Here is a 15,452-nt window from a genome sequence, read left to right on the forward strand (position 1 = left end):
TGATAACCTACTTGAATTGATTCAGGTGTGAACGGAGTTAGCGATGCTGGAACGGGTGATCGATCAGGGCGTGGGCCGCGAGCCTGCCGATATCGTGCTGAAAGGTGGTCGCTTCTTCGATCTGGTCACTGGCGAACTCGTGGAAAGCGATATTGCGATCTGTGGCGATCGCATTGTCGGCACGTTCGGCACCTATTCCGGCAAGCAGGAAATCGACATTACGGGACGCATTGTTGTTCCGGGTTTTATCGATACGCATCTGCATATCGAATCCTCGCATATCACGCCGCATGAATTCGATCGCTGCGTGTTGCCGCAAGGCGTGACGACGGTGATCTGCGACCCGCATGAAATCGCCAATGTACTGGGCGCGGAAGGCATCAAATACTTCCTGGATAGCGCGCTGGAAACCGTGATGGACATTCGCGTTCAGCTGTCGAGCTGTGTGCCCGCCACCCATATGGAAACGGCGGGCGCTGAACTGCTGATCGGCGATCTTCTGCCCTTTGCGGATCATCCGAAGGTGATCGGTCTGGCCGAGTTCATGAATTTTCCGGGCGTTCTGGCCAAGGACCCGGAATGTATGGCCAAGCTTCAGGCTTTTCAGGGACGACACATCGACGGTCACGCACCGCTGCTGCGCGGCAAGGACCTGAACGGTTACATTTCTGTTGGCATCCGTACCGAGCACGAGGCGACAAGCGCGGAAGAAGCGCTGGAGAAGATGCGCAAGGGCATGCATGTCCTGGTCCGCGAAGGCTCTGTGTCCAAGGATCTCAAGGCGCTGATGCCGATCATCACCGAGCGTCACGCGCAGTTTCTGGCGCTTTGCACCGACGACCGCAATCCGCTGGATATCGCCGATCAGGGCCATCTCGATTATCTGATCCGGACCGCTATTGCCGGTGGCGTGTCGCCTTTGGCCATCTATCGTGTGGCCAGTGTTTCCGCGGCCCGTGCTTTTGGCCTGTTCGACCGTGGGCTGGTGGCGCCGGGGCAGCGCGCCGATCTTGTTGTTGTCGATAGTCTGGAAGGTTGCCATGCCGAGATCGTTTTGTCGGCTGGACGCGTGGTTTCAGAAGACCTGTTTGCCCAGCGCAAGACAATTGCCGAAGTGGGGCGCAACAGCGTGAAGGCGCAGCGCGTCGGTGCCGCCAATTTCCGTTCGCATTCAAACAGCGGCAAGACGCGCGCCATCGGTATTATTCCGGGCAAGATCATCACCGAGAGCCTCGAATTCGAGCTGAAAGTCGGGCCGAAGGGCGTTGAGCCGGATCTGGAACAGGATGTCGTGAAAATCGCGGTTGTCGAGCGTCACGGCAAGAACGGCAATATAGCCACCGGTTTCGTGCATGGTTTCGGGCTGAAAGCAGGAGCTATTGCGTCGACTGTCAGCCATGACAGCCACAATATCTGTGTCGTCGGCACATCGGATGAAGATATCGCCGTCGCGGCTAACCGTCTTGGCGAAATCGAAGGCGGCTTCGTTGTTGTGCGGGATGGCAAGGTGCTGGCCGAGCTGCCTTTGCCGATTGCGGGGCTTATGAGCGACCAGCCTTACGAAGTGGTACGCGAGGAACTGCGGAAGCTGCGCCATGCGGCGGAAGAGCTGGGCTCTGTTCTCGAAGAACCCTTCCTGCAGCTGGCTTTTGTCGCGCTGCCGGTGATTCCGCATCTGAAAATCACGGATCGAGGTCTGGTCGACGTAGACAAGTTCGAATTTGTCGGCAACTGAGCGCAAGCTCAGTTTCGCTGGCGAATTGTTGAACTCAGTTTGAAAAAGAGGGGGCCAGAAAAGCAAAAATCCCGGACGAAGCCGGGATTTTGAAAGTGCCTGCTGGAAACTGGAGCGGGCGAAGGGATTCGAACCCTCGACCCCAACCTTGGCAAGGTTGTGCTCTACCCCTGAGCTACACCCGCTCGCGCCAGTTTCGACCTGAAAACGTTTCCGAAGGAAGTCGTTTTCGTCAGACAGGCGCTATATGGACTAAGGCTTTTCGGAATGCAACAGGCAAATTACAATAAAATGTCTATTTTGGGAGATTGTCCAAAGTTCCATTCGGATGGTTACAGCTATCGGGCGCTTGGTCTATAAGCCTTTACGGAACAATTTGAATATCGAATAGAAATGGGTGGAATCATGGCCTTGTCGCCGAAGGAGCTTCTCGATCATCTGCAAAACCTCGGCATCGAGGTGACGACCGTTGAGCACCCGCCTTTGTTTACGGTTGCAGATTCCCAAGGGTTGCGTGGCGAAATTCCCGGCGGACACACGAAAAACCTGTTCCTGAAAGACAAGAAAGACAATTTCTTCCTCGTGACCGTGGAAGAGGATGCCGTGGTCGATCTGAAATCGATCCATCAGGTAATCGGTGCTGCAAGTCGCGTTTCGTTCGGTAAACCGGAGAAGCTGCTGGAGTATCTGGGCGTCATTCCGGGATCGGTGACCGTCTTCGGCGCAATCAATGACCGTGATCATAATGTTCAGGTTATTATCGATGCATATCTGATGAAATATGATGTCATCAACGGGCATCCGCTGACCAATGAAGCAACCACTTCTATCCGCCGCGAAGACCTTATCACTTTTCTGAAATCGACCGGCCACGAACCGCGTATCCTTGCAGTATCAGAAGGTGCGAAGGCAGACGCAACGGTATAGACTACGCGTCTTGAAATCCGCCGGAACAGATACAAATTGATTGGCACGAACTGAAAGATCGACACCGGCTGTGATGCGGGGTGCATGAACGGGCCGGAAGATATGAGGAATATTCCATGACCAGCCAGAACAATCCTTACGCCAATGCGGGCGGCCAGATGACGGCAAATGTTTCTTTCGGTTCGGCTTCCGCGCCAGCAGGCGGATCGGACCTGATCAAGGATACGACGACAGCGGCATTCCAGACCGACGTTTTGGCCGAATCGCGTCAGCAGCCGGTTCTGGTCGATTTCTGGGCCCCTTGGTGCGGACCCTGCAAGCAGCTCACGCCGGTCATCGAAAAGGCCGTCAAGGAAGCGGGCGGCGCGGTGAAGCTGGTCAAGATGAACATCGACGATCATCCGTCCATTCCGGGCCAGCTTGGCATTCAGTCCATTCCGGCGGTTATCGCCTTCGTCAACGGCCAGCCGGTCGATGGTTTCATGGGCGCATTGCCGGAATCGAAGGTGAAGGAATTCATCGCCAAGATCGGTGGCCCGAGCGACCAGGAAAACGCGATTGCCGAGGCGGTTACTGCCGCGCAGGAACTGCTTGAGTCTGGCGATTACGTGCAGGCCGGCGACATTTTCAATTCGATCCTTCAGGCTGCACCCGACAATGTCGATGCGATTGTCGGTCTGGCATCCTGTGTTCTGGAATCAGGCGATGCGGAGCAGGCACGCGAAATTCTCGCAACCATTCCCGCCGATAAGCAGAATGTGGCATCGGTGCGCGCGCTTGAAGCCAAGGTGGCGCTTGCCGATCAGGTCAAGCTGATTGGTGATCCGGTTGCGCTGGAAAAACGCCTTCAGGCCGATCCGCAGGATTATCAGGCGCGTTTCGATCTGGCGCAGGTGCGCAACGCGCAGGGCCGTCGCGAAGATGCCGCCAATGAACTGCTGACCATCATGAAGGCCGATCGCAGCTGGAACGAAGACGGCGCGCGCATGCAGCTGCTCCAGTTCTTCGAAGCATGGGGCAATACGGATCCGGCGACGCTTTCGGCACGCCGGAAACTGTCTTCGCTGCTGTTTTCGTAAGCGAGCCGAGCGGCGGGAAACAGGACTGTCGGCATGCTGCGCGCGACAATTGCGCGGAGCATTCCAAAGGAGGTTGCAATGCAAGTGGGTAATGCCCGTTACAGAACGGGTTCCGACATACCGGATCTGGTTCCAGTATTTCCGCTGAAAGGTGCACTGCTTTTGCCCGGCGGCCAGCTTCCGTTGAACATATTCGAGCCGCGTTATCTGGCGATGATCGAAAGCGCTCTCGCCGGCAAGCGGATCATCGGTATGATCCAGCCGCAAATCGATGATGAAGACGACGACGAGATCGTCAATGAACTGGATGAAACCCTGCGCCCGCCACTGAGCAGTATTGGCTGCCTCGGTCGCATAACGACCTATGCGGAGACCGGCGATGGCCGATTGCTGATCACGTTGCAGGGCATCTGTCGCTTCCGTGTGAAGGAAGAGGTCAATTGCCGTCAGCCTTATCGCCAGTGCCGCATCATGCCGTTTCTGACTGATCTGGAAGAGGTGCGCGATACGGCGGATATTGATCGCGAAGCGTTGCTGCGCGCCTTCCGGGATTATCTCGAAGCGCATAATCTGGAAGCCGACTGGGAGAGCATCGCCCGCGCCGGAAACGAAACGCTCGTCAATGCGCTGTCGATCATGTCGCCTTTTGGCCCAGCGGAGAAACAGGCGCTGCTGGAGGCCCCCGATCTCAAGACACGCGCTGCGACGCTGATCGCCATTACGGAAATGGTGCTGGCGAGAGTAAAAGACGACGATTACGGATCGCGCCTGCAATGATCCGGAGGATATGAAATGGTGAATGAAACAACTGATACCGGCAGCATTGATGTGCGCCTTCTTGAGCTGCTGGTCTGCCCGCTGACCAAAGGTCCGCTGGAATATGACGCAGAGCATAGCGAGCTGATTTCACGTAAGGCAAAGCTTGCCTATCCGGTGCGCGGCGGCATTCCGATCATGCTGCCATCCGAAGCACGGACGCTGGTGGACTGACCGTCCCGTTGGTTATTTAATTTCTGCACAGGCCCTGATCTTTTTCATAAGTTTCATGCCTGCTGATTGTTGCCTGCCACGCAACGGGGCTCTATAACCCTCCCGGAACTTTGAAAAACAATTTCGGAAGACGCCCGGTTTTTCGTGATTGTGCATTGAAAAACAGAGGCTTGGCATTATGGCAACCAGAAAACTTCTTCTCCTGCCCGGCGATGGCATCGGTCCCGAGGCCATGGCGGAAGTCCGCAAGATCATCGCTTACCTCAATTCGGACCTCAAGCTCGGCTTTGAAACCGAGGAAGGTCTGGTTGGCGGCTGCGCTTATGACGCGCATGGTCAGGCGATTTCGGATGCCGATATGGAGAAGGCGCTGGCTGCTGATGCCACGCTGTTTGGCGCTGTTGGCGGCCCGAAGTGGGATAGCGTGCCTTATGAAGTGCGCCCGGAAGCTGGTCTTCTGCGTCTGCGTAAGGACATGCAGCTTTACGCAAACTTGCGTCCGGCTATCTGCTACCCGGCGCTCGCACATTCCTCTTCGCTGAAGCCGGAAGTGATCGAAGGCCTCGACATTCTGATTCTGCGCGAATTGACCGGTGGCGTCTACTTCGGCGAGCCGAAGGAAATCATCGATCTCGGCAATGGTCAGAAGCGCGGCATCGACACGCAGGTTTATGACACCTACGAAATCGAACGCATCACCGATGTGGCTTTCGAGCTGGCGCGCACGCGCCGCAACAAGGTCACCTCGATGGAAAAGCGCAATGTGATGAAGTCGGGCGTGCTCTGGAATCAGGTCGTTACGGCACGTCACAAGGAAAAGCATTCCGATGTGGAACTGGAGCATATGCTGGCCGATGCTGGCGGCATGCAGCTCGTTCGCTGGCCGAAGCAGTTCGACGTCATCGTGACCGACAACCTGTTCGGCGACATGCTGTCGGACGTTGCTGCCATGCTGACCGGTTCGCTCGGCATGCTGCCATCGGCTTCGCTTGGCGCAGTCGATGCCAAGACCGGCAAGCGCAAGGCGCTTTACGAGCCGGTACACGGTTCGGCACCGGATATCGCTGGCAAGGGCATTGCTAACCCGATCGCCATGATCGCTTCGCTTGCCATGTGCCTGCGTTATTCGTTCAATCTGGTGGCCGAAGCTGATCGTCTGGAAGCTGCGATTGCCGGTGTTCTCGACGATGGCATCCGCACGGCTGACATCTGGTCGGAAGGCACGACCAAGGTTGGCACCACCGAAATGGGTGATGCGATCCTCGCCAAGTTCAAGGCGCTTTCGGCTTAATCACCAGCCGATAAGATGCTAATTGGAAAGCCCGCTGGACAATACCGGCGGGCTTTTCTTTTCGGAAATAGATGCCCGATTTGAGGCTGTAATTTGCGGATGGACGGATAAGAATGCGTGTCATGTTGTTCACGCTCCCAAACCAAGACAAACTCTACGACGCGCTGCTGGCCCGCGATGTCTCTTATGAGGGCAGGGCCTATGTTGGTGTCGTCTCGACCGGCATTTTTTGCCGCCTGACTTGCCCTGCGCGGAAACCGCGCCGGGAAAACTGCCGCTTTTTCGCTTCCGTTGCTGAATGCATGGCGGATGGCTTCCGCGCCTGCAAAAGGTGTCATCCGCTGCAACCTGCCGCCGAAGCGGAGCCTTCCATCAAGAGGCTGCTTGACGCTTTGGAGGCCGATCCCGAACGCCGCTGGAGCGAGGACGATGTCGCGCGGATGGGGCTTGACCTCTCCACAGTGCGGCGCAGCTTCCGACGGCATTTTGGCATGACATTTCTGGAAATGGCGCGGCAGGAACGCCTGCGCCATGGCTTTCAGGCTTTGGCCGACGGAGGCCGGGTCATCGACGCACAGATCGATGCGGGTTTTGAATCGCCGGAAGCGTTTCGTAGCGCCTTTGCCCGCATTCTCGGTCTTCCACCGGCAAAGTTGCGTGGTGACGGCCTGTTGCGCGCTGATTGGATCAAGTCACCGCTTGGTACGATGATCGCCATTTGCGATGCGAAAAATCTGCATCTGCTGGAATTTGCAGACCGCAAGGCGCTCTCCGCCGAGTTGAAAAAACTCTATGCTACCTGCCGCGGTGATATCGGCATCGGCCGCTTCGGCACGCATGATCTGGTCGAGCGACAGCTGAACGCTTTTTTTGAAGGCAAATCGCCGACGTTCGACTTGCCGATGGTGTTACATGGCAGCGCTTTCACGCAGGCCGTGTGGCGTGAACTTCAGACAATTGGGGCAGGGGAAACGCGCAGCTATAGCGAGCTTGCGCAGGCTATCGACAAGCCGCTCGCCGTCAGGGCGGTTGCGCGTGCCAATGGGGCGAACCAGATCGCCATTATCATCCCGTGTCATCGTGTGATCGGTGCCGATGGCTCTTTGACCGGTTATGGCGGTGGTCTCTGGCGCAAACAGAAACTGATCGAAATTGAAGCGCAATATCGCTGAAATTCTATATGCAGACGCGAAAACGCCGCCCTTTCGGGGCGGCGTTTCACATTGTTGATGTCGCAGAACTAGTCGAGCTTGTGCAGGTCGACGCCTTTGGTTTCCTTGACGAAGATCATGCCGATCACGAAGGTGATGGAAGCGATGACAATCGGGTACCAGAGACCATAGTAAATGTCGCCCTTCGCCGCGCTGAGTGCGAATACACCAGCCGGAAGCAGACCGCCGAACCAACCGTTGCCGATATGATAAGGCAGCGACATGCCGGTGTAGCGGATGCGGGTCGGGAACATTTCCACCAGGATTGCAGCAATCGGACCATAGACCATCGTCACATAGATGACGAGGATGGTCAGGATCGCAATCGTCATGACCCAGTTCACCTTGGCTGGGTCTGCCACCATCTTGAATGCACCTGCATTCGGGATGGTGTAGACGGCCTGATCGGCGCTGACGCCGAGACCTTCGGCTTCAGTCTGGGTCAGGAGCTTCTGCTTCACCAGATCGGCAGCAGGAACCATTGCCTTGTCGCCAGCGCGGACGGCATCAGCATTGAGCTGAAGTTCCGGATTGGCGGTCAGGAAGGCGTCAAGCTTGCTGTCTGGCACCTTTGCAGGATCGCGCACCAGCGGGAAACCAGCCTTCTGGAGAGCGAGGTTCACACCATGCGCCAGTTCAGTCTGCTTGGCGGCAGCACCTGCACCAGCCTGAATGGCGTCGAAGGACGTGATCGTTGCATCGCCGATGGTGACGGTTGCAGGCGTGCCAGCCGCAGCGGTCTGCACGACCTCATAAGGCACCGAGCTTTTTGCGAGGAAGCTGGTCGCGACATCGCAGGAGCTGGTGAACTTGGACGTGCCCGTGGCGTTGAACTGGAAGTTACAATCGCCAGGTGCTGCAGTGACAGTTGCCTTGATGGTCTGTTCAGCCTGTGCCAGAGCCGGATTGGCGGCATTGGTCAGAGCCTTGAACAGCGGAAAGTAGGTCACGGCAGCCAGAAGCAGACCGGCCATGATGATCGGCTTGCGACCGATCTTGTCCGACAGCCAGCCAAAGAAGACGAAACCGCCGGTGCCGAGCAGAAGGGCGATGGCCACCATGATGTTGGCCGACTGGTTTTCCACCTTCAGAACGTTCTGAAGGAAGAACAGCGCATAGAACTGGCCGCAATACCAGACCACGGCCTGACCGGCAGTGAGGCCGAACAGCGCGATAAGCGCGATCTTGGCATTTTTCCACTGGCCGAAAGCTTCGGAAAGCGGCGCCTTCGAGGTCTTGCCTTCTTCTTTCATGCGCTTGAACGCAGGCGACTCGCTCATCTGCATGCGGATCCAGACGGAAATGCCCAGCAGAAGGATCGAGACGAGGAAAGGAATACGCCAGCCCCAGGCTGCGAAGGCTTCCTTGCTCATGACCGTCTGGATGCCGAGAATGACCAGCAGCGATAGGAACAGACCGAGCGTTGCAGTGGTCTGAATCCACGAGGTGAAGAAGCCGCGACGATTATTTGGAGCGTGTTCCGCGACATAAGTGGCCGCACCGCCATATTCGCCGCCAAGCGCGAGACCCTGCAGCATACGCAGCGCGATCAGGATGATCGGAGCCAGAATGCCAAGCGTGGACGAGCCGGGCAGAAGGCCGACCAGAAAGGTCGATGCGCCCATGATGACGATGGTCACGAGGAAGGTATATTTGCGTCCGACGAGATCGCCAAGGCGACCAAAGACAAGCGCACCGAACGGGCGCACCAGAAAGCCCGCTGCAAAAGCCAGCAGGACGAAGATATTGCGCGTTGCTTCTGGATATTCGTTGAAAAAGGCTGCGCCGATAAAGGAAGCGAGCGTTCCGTAAAGATAAAAGTCGTACCATTCAAAAACGGTACCAAGCGACGATGCAAAGATGACTTTGCGTTCTTCGCCCGTCATTTTCTGCGTGCCGACGTCGGCACTTGACGAGACTGCCATTAATCTGTCCTCCCAAACAGAGCCCATGATGGGTAATGTAAGACTGCGCTTCATTCGCCGTACAAATGGAACCAGTCTGATGCGCCAACTTGTCTCCCAACAAGAGGGCGCTCTCCTCACCAAATTATGATGAACCTAAAAAGGAGATTCGGGCAGTAGTCTTTAGTATGAGACAAAAACGACAGCTTGACGCCGGTCATGGTTACTTGCGGCGCAAAAAAATACAGGGCGGGAGCGGTGGAGAATTGACTCCATTTATAAAGCGCGTAAAAGCAATCCCGAACGAAGGAGAAATCGCGTGGATCGCGTTACCGTAGCGTCAGTTTCGTCTGGAACTGCCGGCATCATTGCCGGGGCAGCACGCATGCCTTCGATTACCAAAAAACTCACGGCCATCACTAAAACGACCACGAAAACGGTCTGATTCCCTTGGCCTGCTCGCCCTCTCCCCGGGTCTGGCCCGGGGACGGATAACCCGCGTGGCCTGCGGGGTTCCGGATCTGGAAGCGGAGAGGGACAGGAGACGAAAAATGGGTTTCAAGGTAGCAGTTGTCGGCGCCACCGGTAATGTCGGGCGCGAAATGCTCAATATTCTCGAAGAACGCGGTTTCCCGGCTGATGAAGTTGTTGCGCTCGCATCGCGCCGCAGCCAGGGTACGGAAGTGTCCTATGGCGACAAGACGCTGAAGGTTCGCGCGCTCGACACTTACGATTTCTCCGATACGGACATCTGCCTGATGTCGGCTGGCGGCACGATTTCGCAGGAATGGTCGCCAAAGATCGGCAAGCAGGGCTGCGTCGTCATCGATAATTCGTCGGCCTGGCGCTATGACATGGACGTGCCGCTGATCGTTCCGGAGGTCAATCCGGACGCCATCACGGGTTTCACCAAGAAGAACATCATTGCCAACCCGAACTGCTCGACCGCGCAGCTCGTCGTTGCTCTGAAGCCGCTGCATGACGCTGCCAAGATCAAGCGCGTCGTCGTTTCGACCTACCAGTCGGTTTCCGGCGCGGGCAAGGAAGGCATGGACGAACTGTTCGAACAGTCGCGCGCTGTTTTCGTGGCTGACCCTGTCACGGCGAAGAAGTTCACCAAGCGCATCGCGTTCAACGTGATCCCGCATATCGATGTCTTCATGGAAGACGGCTACACCAAGGAAGAATGGAAGATGGTGGCCGAAACCAAGAAGATGCTTGATCCGAAGATCAAGCTGACGGCAACTGCAGTTCGCGTTCCGGTTTTCATCGGTCACTCGGAAGCTGTGAATATCGAATTCGAAAACCCGCTGTCGCCGGAAGAAGCCCGTGAAATCCTGCGCGAAGCGCCGGGTTGCCAGGTTATCGATAAGCGCGAAGACGGCGGCTACATCACGCCATATGAATCCGCTGGCGAAGACGCGACCTATATCAGCCGTATCCGTGAAGACATCACGGTTGAAAACGGTCTGGCCATGTGGATTGTCTCGGACAATCTGCGCAAGGGCGCAGCGCTCAACACGATCCAGATCGCAGAGCTGCTCGTCGCTCGCGACCTGATCAAGCCGAAGGCACTTGCTGCCTGATAGCCCTGCTATCTTGTGAAATGCGAAAGCGCCGGGAAACCGGCGCTTTTCTTTTAGGGTGATCTGTTAGCGCTCCACGCTGTCGGCCAGATTGCTGCGAATGTCGAGCAGACGGGAGCGCAACTCCTTCAAGTCATCGACCGGCTGACCGAGCGCACAGAAGATCTGATCCGGCACAGTCTCGGCCGCCTTGTGCAATTCGAGGCCTTCTTCGGTGAGCGTGATGCGCACTTGCCGTTCATCCCGTGGGTCGCGGCGGCGCGTGATGCGGCCTGCCGTTTCCAGCCTTTTCAGAAGCGGCGTCAGGGTGCCGGAATCGAGATTGAGCTTCGCGCCAATTTCTGAAACGGTCTGATCGTCCTTTTCCCAAAGCACCAGCATCACCAGAAACTGCGGATAGGTCAGGTCCAGCTTGCTCAGGATTGGCTGGTAGGCGCGCGTCAGGGCGTTCGCGGTCGAATAGATCGCAAAGCAGACCATGTTCGAAAGTTTGAGAAATGAGTCCTGTGTCATGCGCCAATTCCTTCAAACGCCGTTTTCGCGCTTAGCTTTCTTATCATAAGTCATGCGCAATTGCATTGTGCATCACATAATTGTGAGAAATGGTTTCGCAAAATTAGATTGCGCGCAATTTAATTTTCGATAGCTTGTGTTTGAAGATGAATTCAACTGAAGGAGAAACCGAATGCCTATTCTGTACACCACCCAGTCGACAGCAACCGGCGGACGTACCGGCAGCGCCAAGACCGCAGATGGACGCCTCAGTGTTGTGCTCGACACGCCGAAGGAGCTCGGCGGTCAGGGCGGCGAGGGCACCAATCCTGAGCAGCTTTTCGCATCTGGTTATGCAGCATGCTTCCTTGGCGCGTTGAAGTTCGTGGCTTCCAAGGAGAAGGTTGCCATTGCAGCCGACAGCACGGTCACCGCCACTGTCGGTATCGGTCCGCGCGAAGATGGCACCGGTTTCGGCCTTGATGTTGCGCTTGAAGTGGCGCTTCCGGGTGTCGAAAAGGCAAAAGCGGAAGAGCTGGTGCAGGCCGCTCACATCGTTTGCCCCTATTCGCATGCCACGCGCGGCAATATCGACGTGCGTTTGAGCGTCGCCTGACGCCAAACAAAAAGGCGCCCGATGAGGGCGCCTTTTTCAATTGATATCCACCGAGCGTTATTCGGCCTGGGCTTCGATTGCTTCCATGTCGTCGTCCGACAGGCCGAAGTGATGGCCTATCTCGTGAATAAGCACATGGGTGATGATATCGCCCAGCGTTTCCTCATTTTCGGACCAGTAATCGAGAATGGCGCGCCGATAGAGCGTGATGCGGTTCGGACCTTCGCCGGTTTGCAAGCTGAAACGCTCGCCTATGCCACGACCTTCAAAAAGGCCGAGCAGGTCGAACGGCGTATCCAGCCCCATATCTTCGATAATCTGGTCTTCAGGAAAATCGGCGATCTGAATGACAATGTCGCCGCACAACGCGCGAAACTCCTGCGGCAGATGCGCAAGAGCTTCAATCGCGATGGATTCAACTTCGTCCAGCGAGGGCGAGAAACGTCCCGCCCAGTCGCCGCTTTGATCTTCTCGGGCCATTCCAGCCAATCGTGTCCTATTCAATTGCTCAGGCCACCGGGCTTAAAGGCCGCGTAAAACGCAGTGTGTGTCATCAGGCCCAGGGACGCAGTTCGGCGCGCTTGGCTTCGAACGTGTCGATGCTCTTCGCCTTTTCCATGGTCAGGCCGATATCGTCCAGACCGTTGAGCAGGCAGTGGCGCTTGAAATCGTCGAGGTCGAAGGAAATCGTGCCGCCGTCAGGGCCATGGATTTCCTTTGCGTCGAGATCGACCGTGAGGGTGGCGTTGGCGCCGCGCGAAGCGTCGTCCATCAGCTTGTCGAGATCTTCCTGGCTGACCTTGATCGGCAGAATGCCGTTCTTGAAGCAGTTATTGTAGAAGATGTCGGCGAAAGAGGTCGAGATCACGCAACGAATGCCGAAATCGAGCAGAGCCCAAGGGGCGTGCTCGCGCGAGGAGCCGCAACCGAAATTATCGCCAGCGACCAGAATCTGGGCGTTGCGATAGCCGGGCTTGTTCAGAACGAAATCAGGGTTTTCGGAACCGTCTTCGTTGAAGCGCATTTCCGCAAACAGACCCTTGCTCAGGCCCGTGCGCTTGATCGTCTTCAGGTAATCCTTCGGAATGATCATATCCGTGTCGATGTTGACGATCGGCAGGGGAGCGGCGACGCCGGTGAGCTTGGTGAACTTATCCATGTCCTGAACCTGTCGGTTGGCTATTAGCTATATTGCGAACTGGTTTACATCAGCATTGCCGAGAGTCAACGTTTCAGGCCAAAACTGCCCAATAGGTCGCAACCTGCGGCGGATTTATCGAACCATCCAGACCGTTTCAAGGCGGTGCAGATGGTTCGACTGTTGATTGATGCGCATAATCCTGTCGGAAAAGCGCGTCAACCTTTCTGAATCGTGCGCTGCAAATGCCGCATCCGCAATTATTGGACGTTCAATACCACGCCGCCACTCTCGCTGCCGGTCAAACGGCGGGACTTTCCGTCGCTGCCGACAACAATCGTAAAGCGTCTGCGGCGCATCGACATGTTCGGGGAAACGGCAACATCAATCGCCGGGTCGAACTGCAATGTGATCCGCCACAGATCGGGCTTGATGGTTTCCTCAACGCCGATAATGCGAGCGTCGAAGGGCGTGGTGTGAAACATGCCGGAGGTGCGCTGGCCGACACGATAGGGTGCAGTGTCGTCCTGCACGGCAACCGGCGCGGCTTCCGCCTTGCCGCCGGTGGCGGCAAGTGTGTTCCAGTCACGCGTGCCCGACTGGCGGGCCACGAGATCGAGCGCCTTGCCGTGGCTGATGGTAATACCTTCCTCGCTCAAAGCTTGCCGTAAACGGCGAGCCTGATGCTTGAAGTCAATAGTAGTGTGCCCAGCGGTCATAGCTGTGGTCATTGTTTTCGCTCCTGATTGTGAGCGGCGTTTTCATGAACGGGTGCCCGCATTGCCGTTTCTGCCGTCACTGGACAGGAACGTGTAGTCTGAATGCTTTACCGTGGCTTGAAACCTGCGGGCGGCTGGCGCATTCAACCGAAGGCTGGAAAATAGGCGGGCAGCGCCCGGATTTCAAGTCCCTGCTTTGGAGGGATGCTTAACCGGTGTCCGAGGCTTGCACCGTGCCGCGGTTCCGTGCACAAATCGGCTATGAAAACAATCGCTCGTCCTCGTCGTTCCGTTCTGTTTGTCCCGGCTGCCAATCCGCGCGCGCTCGAAAAATCGCTGACGCTCGCAGCCGATTGTGTGATCTATGATCTGGAAGATTCCGTTGCGCCTGAGGCAAAGCAATCCGCGCGCGAGGCTTTGGCTGCGCATTTTTTGGCCCATCCGAAACCAGTCTTCGAGCGGATTATTCGTGTCAATTCCGGCGAGACGCCATGGGGCAAGGATGATGTGGCAGCGGCGGCTGACATGGGCGCCGACGCCATTCTTCTGCCGAAAGTCGAGCGCCCTCAGGACATTATCGATGCAGCGAACCGGCTTGATCGCAAGGATGCCGATCCATCTGTCGGCGTTTGGGCGATGATCGAAACCCCACGCGGCATTCTCAATGCAGATGAGATTGCCATGCTGGGCCATCGCTCGGCAGTGCGGCTCGCCTGTTTCGTTGTCGGCCCGAATGATATTGCGCGCGAAACCGGTGTTCGCCCGCAAGCCGGACGTCCTTATCTTGTGCCATGGCTGATGCAGATCATTCTCGCGGCACGTGCGGGCGGGTTTACCGTGCTTGATGGCGTCTTCAACGATTTCCGCGATCAGGTTGGGTTCGAAGCCGAGTGTTTGCAGGGTGCCGCGATGGGCTTCGACGGCAAGACGCTGATTCATCCAGGCCAGATCGAGGCAGCCAATCGCGCCTTCTCGCCAACGGACGAGGAAGTAGCGCATGCGCGAGCCGTCGTGGCGCTGTTTGCACAACCGGAAAATGCGGATAAGGGCGTTGTGTCACTCGATGGCCATATGGTTGAACGCCTGCATCTGGAAATGGCCGAACGGCTGCTCGCGAAAGCATTTCCAGCAAAAGCGTGATAACAAAGAACTAAAGCGGGCTTGAACGCTTAACAAAGGAAGACTGACTATGAAGCTCTATCGTTTCATCACCGGACCGGATGATTCCGCATTTTGTCATCGTGTTACGGCGGCGCTCAACAAGGGTTGGCAGCTCTATGGCTCGCCGACTTATGCTTTCAACGCGGCAACAGGCGTGATGCAGTGCGGCCAGCCGGTCGTGAAGGAAGTCGACGGCGTTGACTATACGCCGGATATCAAGCTCGGCGAATACTGATGGCTGTCCGCCGCATCGTTGCCAATATCGCCACGGATGACCCGGCTGCGGCCAAGCGGTTCTATGGCGAGGTTCTGGGCCTCGATGTGGTGATGGATCACGGCTGGATCATTACCTATGCAGCCGATGCGCAAGCGCGCGTGCAGATCGCATTCGCGACCGAAGGCGGCTCGGGGACCCCGGTGCCCGATCTCTCCATTGAGGTGGACGATGTGGACGCCACGCTGGAGCGTTGCGTTAAAGCCGGGTTTGCAATCGAATACGGTCCGGCTGACGAGGAATGGGGCATGCGCCGTTTCTTCGTCCGTGATCCCTATGGGCGGCTGGTCAATATTCTCAGCCATATGCAATAAAAAAGGCCGGTTTCC

General features: G+C 56.8%; 17 protein-coding genes and 1 tRNA gene. 12 read left to right on the forward strand and 6 right to left on the reverse strand.

Features of this window, described 5'->3' with window-relative positions; translation table 11 throughout:
* The first annotated feature begins 43 nt into the window (after positions 1-43).
* Positions 44-1,735: an adenine deaminase gene (ade, locus tag FHW00_RS03385; protein ID WP_078336894.1), complete on the forward strand. Its 1,692-nt coding sequence runs from the start codon at positions 44-46 to the stop codon at positions 1,733-1,735.
* Positions 1,736-1,845: 110 nt separating this feature from the next.
* Here the strand turns inward: ade and FHW00_RS03390 are convergent.
* Positions 1,846-1,920: transfer RNA gene (locus FHW00_RS03390), tRNA-Gly, on the reverse strand.
* Positions 1,921-2,140: 220 nt separating this feature from the next.
* Between FHW00_RS03390 and FHW00_RS03395 the strand changes: the two genes are divergently transcribed.
* From FHW00_RS03395 to FHW00_RS03420, 6 genes are all read left to right on the forward strand, one after another.
* Positions 2,141-2,662 (forward strand): prolyl-tRNA synthetase associated domain-containing protein, encoded by a 522-nt coding sequence (locus tag FHW00_RS03395; RefSeq protein WP_078337073.1) that lies wholly within the window; start codon positions 2,141-2,143, stop codon positions 2,660-2,662.
* 116 nt (positions 2,663-2,778) lie between these two features.
* On the forward strand, positions 2,779-3,741 hold the full coding sequence (trxA, locus tag FHW00_RS03400) for a thioredoxin (protein WP_078336895.1): 963 nt from the start codon (positions 2,779-2,781) through the stop codon (positions 3,739-3,741).
* 78 nt (positions 3,742-3,819) lie between these two features.
* The gene (locus FHW00_RS03405; protein ID WP_078337074.1) at positions 3,820-4,518 is read left to right on the forward strand and encodes an LON peptidase substrate-binding domain-containing protein; all 699 of its coding nucleotides are present in this window, start codon (positions 3,820-3,822) and stop codon (positions 4,516-4,518) included.
* 15 nt (positions 4,519-4,533) lie between these two features.
* A complete protein-coding gene (locus FHW00_RS03410) occupies positions 4,534-4,731 on the forward strand; it encodes a Trm112 family protein (RefSeq protein ID WP_210276438.1) in 198 nt (65 codons plus the stop codon).
* Positions 4,732-4,909: 178 nt separating this feature from the next.
* A complete protein-coding gene (leuB, locus tag FHW00_RS03415) occupies positions 4,910-6,022 on the forward strand; it encodes a 3-isopropylmalate dehydrogenase (protein ID WP_078336896.1) in 1,113 nt (370 codons plus the stop codon).
* 122 nt (positions 6,023-6,144) lie between these two features.
* Complete coding sequence (locus tag FHW00_RS03420) at positions 6,145-7,194, forward strand: bifunctional transcriptional activator/DNA repair enzyme AdaA (RefSeq protein WP_078337076.1); 1,050 nt, start codon at positions 6,145-6,147, stop codon at positions 7,192-7,194.
* 68 nt (positions 7,195-7,262) lie between these two features.
* Here FHW00_RS03420 and FHW00_RS03425 read toward each other — a convergent pair whose 3' ends face one another.
* Positions 7,263-9,158 (reverse strand): MFS transporter, encoded by a 1,896-nt coding sequence (locus tag FHW00_RS03425; protein WP_078336897.1) that lies wholly within the window; start codon positions 9,156-9,158, stop codon positions 7,263-7,265.
* Positions 9,159-9,688: 530 nt separating this feature from the next.
* Here FHW00_RS03425 and FHW00_RS03430 point away from each other — a divergent pair.
* On the forward strand, positions 9,689-10,723 hold the full coding sequence (locus tag FHW00_RS03430) for an aspartate-semialdehyde dehydrogenase (protein ID WP_078336898.1): 1,035 nt from the start codon (positions 9,689-9,691) through the stop codon (positions 10,721-10,723).
* Positions 10,724-10,789: 66 nt separating this feature from the next.
* Here FHW00_RS03430 and FHW00_RS03435 read toward each other — a convergent pair whose 3' ends face one another.
* Positions 10,790-11,236, reverse strand: coding sequence for a MarR family winged helix-turn-helix transcriptional regulator (locus FHW00_RS03435; RefSeq protein ID WP_078336899.1), 447 nt, complete (start codon positions 11,234-11,236; stop codon positions 10,790-10,792).
* A 172-nt stretch (positions 11,237-11,408) separates the two neighbouring features.
* Between FHW00_RS03435 and FHW00_RS03440 the strand changes: the two genes are divergently transcribed.
* Positions 11,409-11,831 carry an organic hydroperoxide resistance protein gene (locus tag FHW00_RS03440; RefSeq protein ID WP_078336900.1) on the forward strand — a complete coding sequence of 141 codons (423 nt, stop codon included), beginning with the start codon at positions 11,409-11,411 and terminating at the stop codon, positions 11,829-11,831.
* 57 nt (positions 11,832-11,888) lie between these two features.
* On the opposite strand, the gene FHW00_RS03445 is transcribed toward FHW00_RS03440, so the two are convergent.
* The 3 genes from FHW00_RS03445 to FHW00_RS03455 form a co-directional block, all read right to left on the reverse strand.
* Entirely contained in the window at positions 11,889-12,311 is a 423-nt protein-coding gene (locus tag FHW00_RS03445; RefSeq protein WP_078336901.1) for a metallopeptidase family protein, read from the reverse strand.
* A 73-nt stretch (positions 12,312-12,384) separates the two neighbouring features.
* Positions 12,385-12,990, reverse strand: a complete 606-nt coding sequence (gene leuD, locus FHW00_RS03450) for a 3-isopropylmalate dehydratase small subunit (protein WP_078336902.1) — start codon at positions 12,988-12,990, stop codon at positions 12,385-12,387.
* 239 nt (positions 12,991-13,229) lie between these two features.
* Positions 13,230-13,700, reverse strand: coding sequence for a glyoxalase superfamily protein (locus tag FHW00_RS03455; RefSeq protein ID WP_078336903.1), 471 nt, complete (start codon positions 13,698-13,700; stop codon positions 13,230-13,232).
* A 192-nt stretch (positions 13,701-13,892) separates the two neighbouring features.
* On the opposite strand from FHW00_RS03455, the gene FHW00_RS03460 reads away from it, so the two are divergent.
* The 3 genes from FHW00_RS03460 to FHW00_RS03470 are packed head-to-tail and all read left to right on the forward strand — an operon-like array spanning position 13,893 to position 15,437.
* Positions 13,893-14,828, forward strand: coding sequence for an HpcH/HpaI aldolase/citrate lyase family protein (locus FHW00_RS03460; protein WP_445557848.1), 936 nt, complete (start codon positions 13,893-13,895; stop codon positions 14,826-14,828).
* Between the two features lie 49 nt (positions 14,829-14,877).
* Positions 14,878-15,084 carry a DUF1737 domain-containing protein gene (locus tag FHW00_RS03465; RefSeq protein WP_078336905.1) on the forward strand — a complete coding sequence of 69 codons (207 nt, stop codon included), beginning with the start codon at positions 14,878-14,880 and terminating at the stop codon, positions 15,082-15,084.
* On the forward strand, positions 15,084-15,437 hold the full coding sequence (locus FHW00_RS03470; RefSeq protein WP_078336906.1) for a VOC family protein: 354 nt from the start codon (positions 15,084-15,086) through the stop codon (positions 15,435-15,437). The genes FHW00_RS03465 and FHW00_RS03470 overlap by 1 nt, the downstream gene beginning before the upstream one ends.
* Positions 15,438-15,452: the final 15 nt, after the last annotated feature.

The sequence above is a fragment of the Ochrobactrum sp. P6BSIII genome, assembly GCF_014138065.1.
Lineage (GTDB): Bacteria > Pseudomonadota > Alphaproteobacteria > Rhizobiales > Rhizobiaceae > Brucella.

What these genes read in the sequence shown, in the direction of transcription:
- ade (WP_078336894.1), top strand. Translation starts at nt 44, where the DNA reads ATGCTGGAACGGGTGATCGATCAGGGCGTGGGCCGCGAGCCTGCCGAT.
- FHW00_RS03395 (WP_078337073.1), top strand. Translation starts at nt 2,141, where the DNA reads ATGGCCTTGTCGCCGAAGGAGCTTCTCGATCATCTGCAAAACCTCGGC.
- trxA (WP_078336895.1), top strand. Translation starts at nt 2,779, where the DNA reads ATGACCAGCCAGAACAATCCTTACGCCAATGCGGGCGGCCAGATGACG.
- FHW00_RS03405 (WP_078337074.1), top strand. Translation starts at nt 3,820, where the DNA reads ATGCAAGTGGGTAATGCCCGTTACAGAACGGGTTCCGACATACCGGAT.
- FHW00_RS03410 (WP_210276438.1), top strand. Translation starts at nt 4,534, where the DNA reads ATGGTGAATGAAACAACTGATACCGGCAGCATTGATGTGCGCCTTCTT.
- leuB (WP_078336896.1), top strand. Translation starts at nt 4,910, where the DNA reads ATGGCAACCAGAAAACTTCTTCTCCTGCCCGGCGATGGCATCGGTCCC.
- FHW00_RS03420 (WP_078337076.1), top strand. Translation starts at nt 6,145, where the DNA reads ATGTTGTTCACGCTCCCAAACCAAGACAAACTCTACGACGCGCTGCTG.
- FHW00_RS03425 (WP_078336897.1), bottom strand. Translation starts at nt 9,158, where the DNA reads ATGGCAGTCTCGTCAAGTGCCGACGTCGGCACGCAGAAAATGACGGGC.
- FHW00_RS03430 (WP_078336898.1), top strand. Translation starts at nt 9,689, where the DNA reads ATGGGTTTCAAGGTAGCAGTTGTCGGCGCCACCGGTAATGTCGGGCGC.
- FHW00_RS03435 (WP_078336899.1), bottom strand. Translation starts at nt 11,236, where the DNA reads ATGACACAGGACTCATTTCTCAAACTTTCGAACATGGTCTGCTTTGCG.
- FHW00_RS03440 (WP_078336900.1), top strand. Translation starts at nt 11,409, where the DNA reads ATGCCTATTCTGTACACCACCCAGTCGACAGCAACCGGCGGACGTACC.
- FHW00_RS03445 (WP_078336901.1), bottom strand. Translation starts at nt 12,311, where the DNA reads ATGGCCCGAGAAGATCAAAGCGGCGACTGGGCGGGACGTTTCTCGCCC.
- leuD (WP_078336902.1), bottom strand. Translation starts at nt 12,990, where the DNA reads ATGGATAAGTTCACCAAGCTCACCGGCGTCGCCGCTCCCCTGCCGATC.
- FHW00_RS03455 (WP_078336903.1), bottom strand. Translation starts at nt 13,700, where the DNA reads ATGACCACAGCTATGACCGCTGGGCACACTACTATTGACTTCAAGCAT.
- FHW00_RS03460 (WP_445557848.1), top strand. Translation starts at nt 13,893, where the DNA reads ATGCTTAACCGGTGTCCGAGGCTTGCACCGTGCCGCGGTTCCGTGCAC.
- FHW00_RS03465 (WP_078336905.1), top strand. Translation starts at nt 14,878, where the DNA reads ATGAAGCTCTATCGTTTCATCACCGGACCGGATGATTCCGCATTTTGT.
- FHW00_RS03470 (WP_078336906.1), top strand. Translation starts at nt 15,084, where the DNA reads ATGGCTGTCCGCCGCATCGTTGCCAATATCGCCACGGATGACCCGGCT.